The following is a 14514-nucleotide window of genomic DNA, read 5'->3' on the forward strand; positions in this document are numbered from 1 at the left end:
CACGTTATCGGGCACACCCCGACGGACGCCGGGCGTGCCGATGAAGAAACGTTCATGAACGCGCGCCGCGCCAGCCGCCGCCGAGTGCGCGTACGAGCCCGACGGATGCCTGCAGGCGCCGCGTGTCGACATCGAGCGCCGCGATCTGCGTATCGAGTTCGGTCGTCTGCGCGGTGACCACGTCGAGATAGCTGACCGCGCCGTCGCGATAGCGCGACATCGCGAGCATCAGCGACTGCCGCGCCGCGACGAGCGCCGCGTCGTCCTGGTCCGCTTCGTCGCCGAGGCGGTGCAGCAGCGCGAGATCGTCCTCGACTTCGCGGAACGCCTGCAGCACGACGGACCGGTAGCGCGCACCCTGTTCGGCGAACTGCGCACGGGCGTGGCGCACGCCGGCCGCGCGCAGGCCGCCGTCGAACAGCGTCATCGCGAGACGCGGCCCGATCGACCAGATCTCGTTCGGCGCGGCGAGCCACGGCGAGAATGTATCGCTCTGGAAGCCCGCGTCGAGGCCGAGCGACAGGTCCGGGAAAAAAGCCGCGCGCGCGACGCCGATTCGCGCGTTCGCGGCCGCGACGCGGCGCTCGGCGGCGGCGACGTCCGGCCGGCGTTCGAGCAGCGTCGAGGCAAGTCCCGTCGGGATCGGTGGCACGCCGGGCAGTGCCGCGGCGGACGGCAGCGTGAACGTCGATGCCGACGCGCCGACGAGCGCCGCGATCGCGTGCTCGTCGAGCGCGCGGCGGGCGGCGATGTCGGACGCGCGGGCCTGGGCGAGCGCGAGTTGCGTCTGCGCACGCGCCACGTCGAGCCCCGAAGCGAGGCCGCCGCGATGGCGGCTGACGGTCAGTTGCCACGCGCGGCGGTACGTGTCGATGGTTTGCGTGAGCGTGTCGGCTTCGCGGTCGAGACCCGCGAGATCGAAGTAGGTACTCGCGACGCCGGCCTGCAGGCTCAGCTGGACCGACGCGAGATCGTCGGCGGCCGCCTGCGCGTCGTCGCGGCCGGCCGCGACCGTATTGCGGACCTTGCCCCACAGATCGACGTCGTAGCCGATGCCGGCCGCGAGCGTGTTCGATTCGTAGACGTCAGGCTGGCCGCTGCCGCGCAACGGCCGGCGCGCCGACTGCCGGTCGCGGTCGGTCTCGGCCCCGATGCCCACGGTCGGCAGCAGCGCCGCATGGGCCTCGTCGAACAGCGCGGCAGCTTCGTCGTGCCGCGCGACGGCGGCGGCGAGATCGGGATTCGCGCGCGCGACGAGCGGTTCGAGCCGGTCGAGCGTCGCGTCGCCGTACACGCGCCACCAACCGTCGCGCGGCAGGCGGTCGGCCGGCGCGGCGTCGATCCACGGGCCCGTTTCACGAAACGCGGCCGGCACCGGAACGTCGGGCGCGCGATACGTCGGCGCCAGCGAACAGCCGGCCAGCAGTGCGGCGCTGCCCAGCAACGCGGCGAGAAGACGGTCAGCCATGCGCGTGCTCCGTCGTGGCCGCGCCGGCGACGCGCACGGGGTCGCCGTCCGCGAGCGAATCGGGCGGATTGTCGATCACGCGATCGCCCGCCGCGAGCCCCGACGCAATCTCGACGCGCGTGCCGAGGTCGGTCCCGATCGACACGTTGCGCAGCCGCGCGTGCCCGTGTGCATCGAGCACGGCGACCTGCAACCCGTCGTGACGAAAGATCAGCGTGCTGGCCGGAATCGTCAGCCCATGCGCGGCGCCGGGCATCGCGATCCGCACCTGCGCGTATTCGCCGGGAAACAGTGTGCCGGCCGGATTGGCGATCGAAAACTGCGCAAGCAGCGTGCCGGAAGCGGGATCGATCGACTGCGCGGAATCCGCGAGCACGGCGTCGAACGTCATGCCGGGGCGCTCGGGCACGGTCAGCGCGACATGCATGCCCGCGCGGATCGCGGCCGCGTCGTCTTGCGGCACGTGGATGTACAGGCGCAGACGCCGCGCGTCCGATACGGTGAAGAGTTCGGCGCCGTTGCCGCTGCCCGCGTCGATCAGCGCGCCGACATCGGTCTTGCGGGCGGTCACGACGCCGTCGAACGGCGCGGTGAGCCGCTTGAACGATTCGAGCGCTTCGAGCCGCCGCAGGTTGGCGGTGCTCGCCGCGACGGCCGCGCGCTTCGCGTCGAGGTCGCTGCGTTTCTCGTCGGCTTCCTGCTGCGACACGGAATCCTGTGCGAGCATCTCGGCCCAGCGGGCGGCCGTGACGGCCGCGAGCCGCTCGTTCGCGTTCGCGCTCTGCAGGTCGGCTCGCGCCTGCTGCAACTGCTGGTCGAGATCGGGCGTGTCGATCGACGCCAGCAACTGACCGGCCTTCACGTGCGCGCCGATGTCCGCGTACCACGCATGCAGGTAGCCCGGCACGCGTGCATAGATCGGCGCGTCGACATACGCGTCGAGGCGGCCCGGCAGCACGAGCGCGTCGGCCGCGGCCGCCTGCGGCGCGACCGTCGCGACGGTCGGGACCGCCTGTTGCACGGTCCACGCGGCGACCGCGTGCGCATCGTGCTGGCGGGCAAACACACCGGCGGCCGCGGCGACGAGCGCGACCACGGCGCCCGCGATCGCGAGTGGTTTCAGGTAACGCGGCGTGCCGGGGGGACGGACTTCGAATTCAGTGGACATGCTGTTCTCCCGGAGTGACGGAAAGGGATTCGGAGCGGGGCGCGCGATCGCGCCGGTGAACGAGGCTGAACACGACGGGCACGAACACCAGCGTTGCGGCGGTTGCGCACAGCAGGCCGCCGATGACCGCCCGGCCGAGCGGCGCGTTCTGTTCGCCGCCGTCGCCGAGACCGAGGGCCATCGGCGCCATGCCGATGATCATCGCGAGCGCCGTCATCATCACGGGCCGAAAGCGCGTGAAGCCCGCCTCGAGCGCGGCGACGGCCGCATCGGCGGTATGCGCGAGCCGTTCGCGCGCGAAGGTGACGACGAGGATGCTGTTCGCGGTCGCGACGCCCATGCACAGGATCGCGCCCGTCAACGCCGGCACCGACAGCGGCGTGCGCGTGACGAACAGCATCCAGACGATGCCGGCGAGCGCGGCGGGCAGCCCGCTCACGATCACGAACGCGTCGCGCCACGAATGGAAGTTCACGACGATCAACAGGTAGATCAGCAGTACCGCGCCGGCCAGGCCGGCAAGCAGGCCGCCGAACGCGCTGTTCATCGTCTGCACCTGGCCGCGCATCGTCACGCGCGAGCCTTTCGGCAGGTCCGCCGCGCTCGCGTGCAGCACGCGTTCGATGTCGGCGCTGACCGCGCCGAGATCGCGGTCCTGCGTCGTCGCGAAGATGTCGTACAGCGGCGCGATGTCGTAGTGCGACACGACCGCATCGGTCTGTCCGCGCACGATCGTCGCGAGGCCGCCGAGCAGTTGCGGCGCGCCCGCGCGGCCGGTGACGGGCAGCGCACGCAGGTCCGACAGTGACGTCATCCGGTACTGCGGGGTCTGCGCGACGATCGGATAGGACACGCCGTTGTGTGGATCGAGCCAGTAGGTCGGCGACACCTGGCTCGTGCCGGACAGGCTCGCGACCACCGCATTGGTGACGTCCTGCTCGGTGACGCCGAGCTGCGCGGCGCGGGCCCGATCGACCGACACCGTGAATTGCGGATAGGTCGACGCCTGCTGCACGCGCGGGTCGGCGACGCCGGGCACCGTGCGGATGCGCCTCAACAGCTCGGTCGCATACGCGCGGTTGGCCGCGCGGTCGGGGCCCGTCACCTGCACGTCGATCGGCGCGGGCGCGCCGAAATTGAGAATCTGGCTCACGATGTCGGCGGGCAGGAACGAAAACGTCACGCCCGGAAACGCGCGCGGCAATACGGTGCGCAACTGCTTCACGTAGCGTGCCGTCGGCGCGTGGTCGCCGGTGAGCGACACGAGGATGTCGCCGTCCTGCGGGCCGATCGTGCCGCTGTTGCTGTACGTGAGGTTGATCCCGCTGTTCGGCAAGCCCATGTTGTCGACGATGCTCGCGAGCGCATGCGGCGGCACGACACCGCGCACCGTGCGCTCGACGCGATCGAACAATGCGGCCGTTTCCTCGATGCGCGTGCCGATCGGCGCGCGTACGTGAATCGCGATTTCGCCGGCGTCGACCGACGGGAAGAAATTGCGGCCGAGCCATGGCACCAGCGCGAACGACACCGCCACCACGGCGAGGAACAGCGCGACGAAGCGGGCGCGGTGGACGAGGGCGAGGCCGAGCACGACGCGGTAGCCCGCGCGCAGCGCCGCGAAGCGGCGCTCGAACCCTTGCTGGAACGCCACCAGCGGATTGCGCGCGCGCGGCGGCGCGAACGGTGCGCCGTGCGGCGCGAGCACGGTTTCCGGATGCGCGGCATGCGGCTTCAGCAGGTAGCGCGCCATCATCGGCACGAACGTGCGGGACAGCACGAACGACGCGATCATCGCGAAGATCACCGCTTCGGCCATCGGCACGAACAGGAAGCGGGCGACGCCGTCGAGCAGCAGCATCGGCACGAACACGATGCAGATGCACAGCAGCGACACGAAGGCCGGCGCGACGATCTGCGACGCGCCGTCGAGGATCGCGCTGCGCACGTCCTTGCCCTGTTCGAGATGCCAGTTGACGTTCTCGATCGTGACGGTCGCATCGTCGACCAGAATGCCGACCGCGAGCGCGAGGCCGCCGAGCGTCATCACGTTGAGCGTCTCGCCCGCGGCCGCGAGCGCGGCGATCGCCGCCAGCACCGCGAGCGGGATGGACGCGGCGATGATCAGCGTCGAGCGCCAGCTGCCGAGGAACAGCAGGATCATCGCGGACGTGAGCGCGGCGGCGATCAGCCCTTCGCGCGCCACGCCGCTCACGGCGCCCTTCACGAATACCGACTGGTCGCCCATCACGACGAGCCGCAGCGACGGCGGCAGCGTCGCCTCGATGCGCGGCAGCTGCGCCTTGACGCCCGCGATGATGTCGAGCGTCGACGCCGAGCCGCTCTTCAGCACGCTCATCAGCACCGCGCGGCGGCCGTCGACGCGCACGATGTTGCCCTGCGGCGGAAAGCCGTCGCGCACGTGCGCGACGTCGCGCATGAAGATCACCGCGCCGTTCACGGTGCGGATCGGCAGCGCATTGAGCTGGTCGATGGTCAACGGGCTGTTGTTGAGGCGGATGTTGTACTCGAAGCCGCCGATCTTCTGCGTGCCGGCCGGGATGATCTGGTTCTGCTGCGCGAGCGCGGTCGCGACGTCCTGCGCGGACAACCCCTTGGCCTGCAGCGCCTGCGGATCGAGGTCGATCTGCACCTGGCGCACCTTGCCGCCGTACGGCGACGGAATCGCGACACCGGCGACGGACAGCAACTGCGGCCGGATCACGTTGGTCGCGTAGTCGCCGAGCTGCTGTTCGTTCAGCGTGTCGCTGGTGAGCGCGAGCTGCAGCACGGGCACGGTCGACGCGTTGTAGTTGAGGATCTGCGGCGGCGTGGTGCCGGGCGGCATCTGTTTGAGCACGGTCTGCGAGATCGACGTGACCTGCGCGGTCGCGGTGCGGATGTCGACGCTCGGCTGGAAGAAGATCTTGACGATCCCGAAGCTGCGGAACGACTGCGACTCGATGTGCGCGACGTCGTTGACCGTCGTGCCGAGCGTGCGCTCGTAGTAGGTGACGATGCGCCCGGACATGTCGGCCGGCTGCAGGCCCGCGTAGTTCCAGACGACGCTGATGACCGGAATCCGGATGTCGGGGAAGATGTCGGTCGGCGTGCGCAGCGCCGCGAGCGGCCCGGCGATCAGGATCAGCAGTGCGAGGACGATGAACGTATAGGGGCGCGCGAGCGCGAGTCGGACGAGTTTCAGCATCGGCGAGGTCTCCGCCGGCGCGACGCGCCGGCCTGTCAGCGAGGTGCCGAAGCGCGGCGGGAGCCCGATTCGGCTCGCGCAGTGTGCGGGGCGCCGCTTAACGCCGGGCGCGACGCAGCATGAAAGATGTTTTAGGAAAGGGTATGGACGGGCAATCGACGTCGATTGTTACAAGACGTTAGCGCGGGCTTCCCGTTGCGATGCCGCGCATCAGTTCTTACAAACTTGAAATATGCGGGGACGGTGCTTGCCGTTATAGTCGAATCACACATGACACAACCAGAAGAGGAATCCATGAAGACTTTGCGTGTTGCCTCGCTCCTGACCGGTATGACGGCCTTGCTCGTGTCGGGCGCAGCAATGGCGGGAGTCAATGTCGGGATCAACGTCGGCGTGCCGGCACCGGTCTACGTCGCGCCCGCGCCCGTGTATGCGCCGCCGCCTCCGCCGGTCGTCTACCAGCCGGCGCCTGTCTATGCACCGGCGCCCGTGTACGCGCCGGCGCCGGCGATCGTGATCGGCTGGCACGGCGACCGCTACTGGGACGGCCGCCGCTACTGGGGCCGCGACGAGTGGTACCGCCGCCATGGCCGCGGCTGGGGCGGCGATCGCGGTCACTGGGATCACGGCCGCCACAACGGCTGGCGTTGATCGACCGGTCGCGCGTGCGTGATGCGTGCGCAACGATCGCTCGTGAGGAAACCGCCCGCGTGGCGGTTTTCTTTTGGCTCGACGGATTGAATGGGTAGAATCGTTCACGTTACTACCCTCATTCGACCGACAGGGCCTCTATGACGAAGGGTTCGCCCCGGGCCGCCGCCGCGCGCGCCCGCCTCGGCGCGCTGCGGGCCGCCGGCCGCGTGGCCGCGGTGCTGGCGCTGCACGCGGCGCTGGCCGTGCCGGCCGCGCACGCGGCCTACGCCATTGCGCAGTACGGCGAGCCGAAGTATCCGCCGGGCTTCAAGCATTTCGACTATGTGAACCCCGACGCGCCGAAGGGCGGCACGCTGGTGCTCGCGAACCCGAATCGGCTGACGTCGTTCGACAAGTTCAATCCGTTCACGATGCGCGGCAACGCCGCGCCCGGCATCGACATGCTGTTCGAGAGCCTCGCGACCGGCAGTTCCGACGAACCGGCGTCCGCGTACGGGCTGCTGGCCGACGACATCGCCGTGGCGCCCGACCGCCGTTCGGTCACGTTCCACCTGAATCCGCGCGCACGCTTTTCGAACGGCGATCGCGTCACGGCCGACGACGTCAAGTTTTCGTTCGACACGCTGAAGAGCAAGCAGGCCGCGCCGCAGTTCGGCGCGTATTTCGCGGAGATCGCGAAGGCCGTGGTCGTCGATTCGGCGACCGTGCGCTTCGAGTTCCGCAGCGCGAATCGCGAGTTGCCGCTGATCGCCGGCGGCGTGCCGGTGTTTTCGCGCAAGTGGGGATTGCGCGCCGACGGTTCGCGCATCCCGTTCGACCAGCTCGCGTTCGAGCAGCCGATCGGCAGCGGCCCGTACCTGATCGAGCGTTACGACAACGGCCGCACGATCACCTATCGGCGCAACCCCGCGTACTGGGGTGCCGACTTGCCGGTACGGGTCGGCACCAACAACTTCGAGCGGATCGTGTACAAGCTGTACGGCGACGGCGTCGCGCGGCTCGAGGCGTTCAAGGCCGGCGAATATGACGTGCTCGTCGAGTACATCGCGCGCAACTGGACGCGGCGCGACGTCGGCAAGCGTTTCGATAGCGGCGAGCTCGTCAAGCGCGAATTCCGCCAACATAACGGCGCCGGCATGCAGGGCTTCTTCATGAACCTGCGCCGGCCGCTGTTTCGCGACGTGCGCGTGCGCCAGGCGCTCGACCTCGCGTTCGACTTCGAATGGCTGAACCGCCAGCTGTTCTACAGCGCGTATACGCGCCTCAACAGTTACTTCGCCGACACTGACCTGCAGGCGACCGGTACGCCGGGCGAGGGCGAGCTGAAGCTGCTGGAGCCGCTGCGCGCGCAGCTCGATCCGGCCGTGTTCGGCCCGATGGTCACGCAGCCGGACACCCATCCGCCGGGCTCGCTGCGTGCGAACCTGCTGAAGGCGCGCGCGCTGCTCGCGCAGGCCGGCTGGACCTATCGCGACGGCGCGTTGCGCAATGCGAAGGGCGAGCCGTTCGCGTTCGAGATCCTCGACGATGCAGGCGGCGCGATGGAAGGCGTCGTGACCGCCTACCAGCGCAACCTCGCGAAGCTCGGCATCGCCGTGCGGTTCCGCACGGCCGACTACGCACTGCTGCAAAAGCGCCTCGATGCATTCGACTACGACATGACGACGATCCGCCTGCCGGGCGTGCAGGTGCCGGGCGCCGAGCAATACTCGCGTTACGCGAGCAAGTTCGCCGACGAGCCGGGCTCCGACAACTTCATCGGATTGAAATCGCCGGCCGTCGACGCGCTGCTGCATGCGCTCGGCACCGCGCAGACGCGCGAGGAACTGCTCGACGCGACGCACGCGCTCGACCGCGTGCTGATGCATGGCTACTATGCGGTCCCGCAGTGGTACAGCACGACGCATCGCATCGCGTACAAGCGCACGCTTGCCTATCCGCAGACGCTGCCGCTGTACTATTCGGCCGAGGGCTGGGTCGTGTCGACCTGGTGGGCGAAGCCCGATCACTGACCCGCGCCGGCCCTCTGTTCAACCCCGCCACCCGATCACGAGTCGACGCCCTATGTGGAGCTACATCCTCAAACGCCTGCTGCTGATGATCCCGACGCTCGTCGGCGTGCTGACGCTCACGTTCGCGGTGATCCAGTTCGTGCCGGGCGGCCCGGTCGAGCAGGCCGTGCAGGAGTTGCGCAAGGGCGCGACGGAGCAGGGCGCGACGCCGTTCGGGATGCGCGCGCACACCGGCGTCGACGCGCAGCAGCTCGCGCAGTTGAAGGCGCTGTACGGCTTCGACAAGCCGCCGCTCGAACGCTACTGGCTGATGCTGAAGCGCTTCGCGCGCTTCGATCTCGGCGACAGCTATTTCCGCCACCAGAGCGTGTGGTCGCTGGTCGTGCAGAAGCTGCCCGTGTCGATCAGCATCGGGCTGTGGACGTTCTTCCTCACGTACCTGATCTCGGTGCCGCTCGGCATCGCGAAGGCGGTGCGCAACGGTTCGCCGTTCGACGTCGCGACGAGCCTCGTCGTGCTCGTCGGCTATGCGATTCCAGGCTTCGTGCTGGGCGTGCTGCTGCTCGTGCTGTTCGGCGGCGGCTCGTTCTGGCAGCTCTTCCCGCTGCGCGGCCTCACGTCGGACAACTTCGCGCAGCTGTCGCTCGTCGGCAAGGTGCTCGACTACCTGTGGCACATCGCGCTGCCGATCACCGCGTCGGTCGTCGGCAGCTTCGCGGTCGTCACGATGCTCACGAAGAACGCGTTCCTCGACCAGATCCGCCGGCAATACGTGCTGACCGCGCGCGCGAAGGGGCTCTCCGAGCGCAGCGTGCTGTGGAAGCACGTGTTCCGCAACGCGATGCTGCCGCTGATCGTCGGTTTCCCGGCCGCGTTCATCGGTGCGTTCTTCACCGGCAGCCTGCTGATCGAGACGCTGTTCTCGCTCGACGGCCTCGGGCTGCTGTCGTACGAATCGGTCGTGCGGCGCGACTATCCGGTCGTGCTCGGCACGCTGTACCTGTTCACGCTGATCGGGCTCGCGACCAAGCTGATCTCCGATCTCTGCTATGTGTGGGTCGATCCGCGCATTCAATTCGACAACCTGGAGCGCTGACATGAAACGAGCCATGCGCATGCCCGGCGCCAGCGGGCGAGGAGCGCGATGAACCGGGCCGTCGCCTCTTCCCGTCTCGACGCCGCGCGGGCGCGCGTGTCGCCGTCGCCCGCCCGCCGCGTGTGGCAGCGCTTCAGGCAGCAGCGCGTCGGCTACTGGAGCTTCGTGATCTTCGTCGTGGCCTTTGCCGCGAGCCTCGCGGCGCCGCTGTGGTCGAACGACAAGCCGCTCGTCGTGCGCTACGACGGCCAGACCTATTTCCCGATGTTCCATGCGTACCCGGAGACGACCTTCGGCGGCGATTTCCCGACGCCGGCCGACTATCTCGATCCGTATGTGCGCAAGCGGCTCGAGGCGCCCGGCAACTTCGTCGTCTATCCGCCGAACCGCTATTACTACGACACGCTGAACTACTTCTCGAACGTACCGAACCCGGCGCCGCCGTCGCGCGAGAACTGGCTCGGCACCGACGCGCAGGGCCGCGACCTGCTCGCGCGGCTCGTGTACGGGTTCCGCGTGTCGGTCGAGTTCGGGCTGATCCTGACCGTGATCGGCACGCTGCTCGGGATCGCCGCGGGCGCCGTGCAGGGCTTCTTCGGCGGACGCATCGACATCGTCGGGCAGCGGCTGATCGAGATCTGGAGCTCGCTGCCGGAGCTGTACCTGCTGATCATCTTCGCGTCGATCTTCGAGCCGAGCTTCCTGCTGCTGATCGTGCTGCTGTCGCTGTTCGGCTGGATCGGGCTCGCCGACTACGTACGCGCGGAATTCCTGCGCAACCGCACCCAGGACTACGTGCGCGCGGCGCGCGCGATGGGGCTGACGAACTGGCAGATCATCTGGCGCCACGTCCTGCCGAACAGTCTCACGCCGGTGATCACGTTCCTGCCGTTCCGGATGAGCGGGTCGATCCTCGCGCTGACGAGCCTCGATTTCCTCGGGCTCGGCGTGCCGCCGCCGACGCCGAGCCTCGGCGAACTGCTCGCGCAGGGCAAGGGCAACCTCGACGCATGGTGGATCTCGCTGTCGACCTTCGGCGTGCTGGTCGCGACGCTGCTGCTGCTGACCTTCATGGGCGACGCGCTGCGCAACGCGCTCGACACGCGGATCGCCGACTCGGTGCGCGCCGCGGGAGGCCAGCGATGAGCGCATCGACCGTATCGACGCAGCACGAGCCGCTGCTGTCGCTCGAGCGTCTGCACGTACGCTTCGGCGACACGGTCGCGGTGGACGACGTGACGCTCGCGATCGGGCGCGGCGAGCGGGTCGCGCTCGTCGGCGAGTCGGGGTCCGGCAAGAGCGTGACCGCGCTGTCGATCCTGCGGCTGCTGCGCGACGCCGAAGTGAGCGGCGCGATCCGCTTCGCCGGGCAGGATCTGGTCGCCAAGAGCGAGCGCGAGATGCGCGGGCTGCGCGGCTCGGACATCGCGATGATCTTCCAGGAGCCGATGACGGCGCTCAACCCGCTGTATACGATCGGCGTGCAGATCGGCGAGACGATCGTGCTGCACGACGGCGTCTCGGCCGTGGAGGCGCGCAAGCGCGCGATCGCGCTGCTCGCGCGCACCGGTATCGCGGAACCGGAGAAGCGCGTCGACAGTTACCCGCACCAGTTGTCGGGCGGCCAGCGACAGCGCGCGATGATCGCGATGGCGCTCGCGTGCCGGCCGCGCCTGCTGCTGGCCGACGAGCCGACCACCGCGCTCGACGTGACGATCCGTGCGCAGATCGTCGACCTGCTGCTGGAGCTGCAGCGGGAGGAGGCGGAAAAGCGCGGGATGGCGATCCTGTTGATCACGCACGACCTGAATCTCGTGCGGCACTTCGCGCAGCGGGTCGCGGTGATGGAGCACGGCCGGCTCGTCGAGAGCGGGCCGGTCGAGCGGATCTTCACGGCGCCCGAGCATCCGTATACGCAGCGGCTGCTGAACAGCCGGCCGCAACGCGCGGTCACGCCGGTGATGCCGATCGCACCCGTGGTGCTCGACGCGCGCCACGTGAGCGTGCAGTTCGCGCGCAAGCGGCCGGGCTTCGCCGGCTGGTTCGGCACGGTGCCGGTGACGGCCGTGGCCGACGTGTCGGTGTCGGTGCGGCAGGGCGAAACGCTCGGCATCGTCGGCGAATCGGGCTCGGGAAAGTCGACGCTCGCGATGGCGTTGCTCGGGCTGCAGAAGACGGCCGGCGGCGAGATCGAATTCCAGGGGCGCGCGCTGTCGACCTATCGCGGCCGCGAACAGACCGCGCTGCGCTCGAACATGCAGGTGGTCTTTCAGGATCCATTCAGTTCGCTTTCGCCGCGTCACACGATCGAGCGGATCGTCGGCGAGGGGCTCGAGCTGCATCGCCCGGACATGACGCCCGACGCGCGCCGCGCGAAGTCGCTCGCGGTGCTGCGCGAAGTCGGCCTCGACCGCACGGTGCTGCACCGTTATCCGCACGAATTCTCGGGGGGGCAGCGCCAGCGGATCGCGATCGCGCGCGCGCTGGTGCTGGAGCCGCGCATCCTGATCCTCGACGAGCCGACGTCGGCGCTCGACGTGTCGATCCAGCAGCAGGTGCTGAAGCTGCTCGCGAATTTGCAACAGAAATACAACCTCGGCTACGTGTTCATCAGTCACGACCTGGAGGTGATCGGCGCGATGGCGCACCGCGTCGCGGTGATGCAGGACGGCGCGGTCGTCGAGTCGGGGGAGGTGTCCGACGTCTTCACCAGACCGTCACATCCTTACACACAAAAGCTGTTGAAAGCGGTCTGGAAAGCGTGATAGGCGTCCAATGGTCTGACCATCTCGATTGTATTTTTTAATTTGTTTTGACAAACGATTACGCGCTGGCTAGTATCGACCGAAATTTTCCGCCAATCAGCTGATTTTTAAGCAAATTCCATCGACCAATGCAGCATCGATCCCTGACCCAGGCATGCGCGCGCACCATCGCCGGGCTGTTCATCGGCGCCCTGTTCGCAGCAGCTCCCGGCGCGTTCGCCGACGAAGTCAGCAGTTTTAACCAGAATGTCACCAATTCGACTCAGATCGGGTCGGGTTCCTCCCTCCAGCAGACCAGCGCGCAGCCGTCGAGCGGCGGCGCGAAGTCGTTCCTTGCCGGCATGGCGGGCAAGGCCGGCGACGTGGTGGTCGGCGCGCTGAACATGATCGGCGTGCGGTATCGCTGGGGCGGCAACTCGCCGGATTCGGGCCTCGACTGCAGCGGCTTCGTGCGCTACGTGTTCCAGGACACGCTCGGCATGTCGCTGCCGCGTCGCGCGGAAGAAATGAGCCGCGTCGGCGAGAAGGTGAGCATGAGCAACCTGAAGCCGGGCGATCTCGTGTTCTTCAACACGATGCGCCGCACGTTCTCGCACGTCGGCATCTACATCGGCGACAACAAGTTCGTGCACTCGCCGTCGACGGGCAGCACGGTGCGCGTCGACGATCTCGACAGTGGCTACTGGGAAAAGCGTTTCACCGGCGCGCGCCGGATCGAATCGGAATTCCCGATGAAGCCCGAAGACCTGCGTCAGCGCGTGCGCGCGACGATCAGCGACGATTCGGCGAACGGCAACAACTGACGTTTGCCGGTCGGTCGGGCCGGACGATAAAAAACCCTGTCACCGAAAGGCGGCAGGGTTTTTTGCTTTGGGGCGGGCGTTGGCGACGAAGCCGAAGCCGAAGCCGTTCCGTCGGCGGCCGGGCCGCGGCGTGTGCCGCGGCCGCCCGCTCATCGTGGCTTACGCGGCGGCCGTCACGCCGCGCGCCGCCGCGAGCTTGCGCTGCAGTTCCGGCATGATGCGCGCGACCGCTTCCTCGCCCGCGAGGATCGCCGCGTTGCGCTGGTTGAAGTCGCTGCCGCCCATCGCCGCGAGGTTCGGGCGAATCACGACGTCCGCGTACTTGTCGAGCTCGTAGGTCTTGATCGTCTGGCCCATGATCGTGAAGGTCTGCAGCAGCATCTCGATCGGGTTGTTGGTCGCCGCGCCGTCCGGTCGGGCCGAGATGTCGACCGCGATCACGAAGCTCGCGCCCATCTTGCGCGCAAACGACGCCGGCACCGGGCTCACCAACCCGCCGTCCACATATTCGCGATTGCCGATCTTCACCGGCTCGAACACCGACGGCACGCTGCACGACGCGCGCACCGCGAGCCCGGTGTTGCCCTGCTGGAACAGGATCGGCTGGCCGCTTTGCAGGTCCGTCGCGACGATGCCGAGCGGCTTCGCCATCTTCTCGATCGGTCGGTTGTTGAGCGTCTTGTTCAGGAAGTTCTGCAGCGCGACGCCTTGCAGCAGGCCGCGCGAGCGAAACGGCAGCGCCCAGTCGCTGATCGACGCCTGGTCCATGTCGAGCGCGATCTTGTTGATCTGCAGCGCGTTCATGCCGGACGCGTAGAGCGCGCCGACCACCGAGCCCGCGCTCGTCCCGGCGACGAGCTCGATCGGGATGCCGCGCGCCTCGAGCGCCTTCAGCACGCCGATGTGCGAGAAGCCGCGCGCGGCGCCGCCGCCGAGCGCGATGCCGATCTTGACGGGTTTCTCCTGCGGCAGTGCCGTGCCGGGGCGGGACTTGTCGCCGAAGGACGTACAGGCGGCGAGGCTGGCGGACGCGCACGCGATCGTGAAGTGGCGGCGCGACAGGCGAGGGGACGACATCGAATGGTTCTCCGGCGGCTTGGCGGCGGGTTACACGGCCCGCGGCGGCGATAGGTTGCGAGCGGCCGCGCAGGAGGTTCCGTGCGGCCGGCGCCGCGCCGGCTGGCGGCCGCGGCGCGCACATCATAAAGCAAGCGGTGCGCTTGGCGCGATGTCCGGCGCGAGTATAATTCCGGCTTCTTTCCCGTTCCGGGCGCCGCCGGCTCCGTTGCTGTCCGGGCTGCCGTCGTCGTCCCGCGTCGAATCATTCATGCGCCCCAGGC

The 14514-nt window shown here is 68.6% G+C and carries 10 protein-coding genes; 6 read left to right on the top strand and 4 right to left on the bottom strand.

The genetic code is table 11. The annotated features are described in order from the left end of the window. Positions 1 to 52: 52 nt before the first annotated feature. From H0X90_RS06875 to H0X90_RS06885, 3 genes are read right to left on the bottom strand one after another with little or no spacing between them, the layout of a single operon-like run. Positions 53 to 1468 carry an efflux transporter outer membrane subunit gene (locus H0X90_RS06875; RefSeq protein WP_048984790.1) on the bottom strand — a complete coding sequence of 472 codons (1416 nt, stop codon included), beginning with the start codon at positions 1466 to 1468 and terminating at the stop codon, positions 53 to 55. Beyond that, complete coding sequence (locus tag H0X90_RS06880) at positions 1461 to 2636, bottom strand: efflux RND transporter periplasmic adaptor subunit (protein ID WP_006490793.1); 1176 nt, start codon at positions 2634 to 2636, stop codon at positions 1461 to 1463. Before H0X90_RS06880 ends, H0X90_RS06875 begins: the two co-directional genes overlap by 8 nt. After that, the gene (locus tag H0X90_RS06885; RefSeq protein ID WP_077188739.1) at positions 2626 to 5844 is read right to left on the bottom strand and encodes an efflux RND transporter permease subunit; all 3219 of its coding nucleotides are present in this window, start codon (positions 5842 to 5844) and stop codon (positions 2626 to 2628) included. The genes H0X90_RS06880 and H0X90_RS06885 overlap by 11 nt, the downstream gene beginning before the upstream one ends. Positions 5845 to 6138: 294 nt before the next feature. Between H0X90_RS06885 and H0X90_RS06890 the strand changes: the two genes are divergently transcribed. From H0X90_RS06890 to H0X90_RS06915, 6 genes are all read left to right on the top strand, one after another. Continuing rightward, a complete protein-coding gene (locus tag H0X90_RS06890) occupies positions 6139 to 6495 on the top strand; it encodes a hypothetical protein (protein ID WP_012328786.1) in 357 nt (118 codons plus the stop codon). 140 nt (positions 6496 to 6635) lie between these two features. Next, on the top strand, positions 6636 to 8510 hold the full coding sequence (locus tag H0X90_RS06895; RefSeq protein WP_077188740.1) for an extracellular solute-binding protein: 1875 nt from the start codon (positions 6636 to 6638) through the stop codon (positions 8508 to 8510). A 52-nt stretch (positions 8511 to 8562) separates the two neighbouring features. Beyond that, the gene (locus tag H0X90_RS06900) at positions 8563 to 9606 is read left to right on the top strand and encodes a microcin C ABC transporter permease YejB (protein WP_006481944.1); all 1044 of its coding nucleotides are present in this window, start codon (positions 8563 to 8565) and stop codon (positions 9604 to 9606) included. A gap of 48 nt (positions 9607 to 9654) precedes the next feature. Continuing rightward, positions 9655 to 10752 carry an ABC transporter permease gene (locus H0X90_RS06905; protein ID WP_006481943.1) on the top strand — a complete coding sequence of 366 codons (1098 nt, stop codon included), beginning with the start codon at positions 9655 to 9657 and terminating at the stop codon, positions 10750 to 10752. Further along, the gene (locus H0X90_RS06910) at positions 10749 to 12371 is read left to right on the top strand and encodes an ABC transporter ATP-binding protein (RefSeq protein WP_058901583.1); all 1623 of its coding nucleotides are present in this window, start codon (positions 10749 to 10751) and stop codon (positions 12369 to 12371) included. The genes H0X90_RS06905 and H0X90_RS06910 overlap by 4 nt, the downstream gene beginning before the upstream one ends. Positions 12372 to 12499: 128 nt before the next feature. Continuing rightward, entirely contained in the window at positions 12500 to 13174 is a 675-nt protein-coding gene (locus tag H0X90_RS06915; protein ID WP_077188741.1) for a C40 family peptidase, read from the top strand. Positions 13175 to 13333: 159 nt separating this feature from the next. On the opposite strand, the gene H0X90_RS06920 is transcribed toward H0X90_RS06915, so the two are convergent. Continuing rightward, positions 13334 to 14251 carry a patatin-like phospholipase family protein gene (locus tag H0X90_RS06920; RefSeq protein WP_006498663.1) on the bottom strand — a complete coding sequence of 306 codons (918 nt, stop codon included), beginning with the start codon at positions 14249 to 14251 and terminating at the stop codon, positions 13334 to 13336. Positions 14252 to 14514: the final 263 nt, after the last annotated feature.

The organism is Burkholderia sp. 9775_39, assembly GCF_015712225.1.
Taxonomy (GTDB): Bacteria; Pseudomonadota; Gammaproteobacteria; order Burkholderiales; family Burkholderiaceae; genus Burkholderia; species Burkholderia cenocepacia.

What these genes read in the sequence shown, in the direction of transcription:
- H0X90_RS06875 (WP_048984790.1), bottom strand. Translation starts at nt 1,468, where the DNA reads ATGGCTGACCGTCTTCTCGCCGCGTTGCTGGGCAGCGCCGCACTGCTG.
- H0X90_RS06880 (WP_006490793.1), bottom strand. Translation starts at nt 2,636, where the DNA reads ATGTCCACTGAATTCGAAGTCCGTCCCCCCGGCACGCCGCGTTACCTG.
- H0X90_RS06885 (WP_077188739.1), bottom strand. Translation starts at nt 5,844, where the DNA reads ATGCTGAAACTCGTCCGACTCGCGCTCGCGCGCCCCTATACGTTCATC.
- H0X90_RS06890 (WP_012328786.1), top strand. Translation starts at nt 6,139, where the DNA reads ATGAAGACTTTGCGTGTTGCCTCGCTCCTGACCGGTATGACGGCCTTG.
- H0X90_RS06895 (WP_077188740.1), top strand. Translation starts at nt 6,636, where the DNA reads ATGACGAAGGGTTCGCCCCGGGCCGCCGCCGCGCGCGCCCGCCTCGGC.
- H0X90_RS06900 (WP_006481944.1), top strand. Translation starts at nt 8,563, where the DNA reads ATGTGGAGCTACATCCTCAAACGCCTGCTGCTGATGATCCCGACGCTC.
- H0X90_RS06905 (WP_006481943.1), top strand. Translation starts at nt 9,655, where the DNA reads ATGAACCGGGCCGTCGCCTCTTCCCGTCTCGACGCCGCGCGGGCGCGC.
- H0X90_RS06910 (WP_058901583.1), top strand. Translation starts at nt 10,749, where the DNA reads ATGAGCGCATCGACCGTATCGACGCAGCACGAGCCGCTGCTGTCGCTC.
- H0X90_RS06915 (WP_077188741.1), top strand. Translation starts at nt 12,500, where the DNA reads ATGCAGCATCGATCCCTGACCCAGGCATGCGCGCGCACCATCGCCGGG.
- H0X90_RS06920 (WP_006498663.1), bottom strand. Translation starts at nt 14,251, where the DNA reads ATGTCGTCCCCTCGCCTGTCGCGCCGCCACTTCACGATCGCGTGCGCG.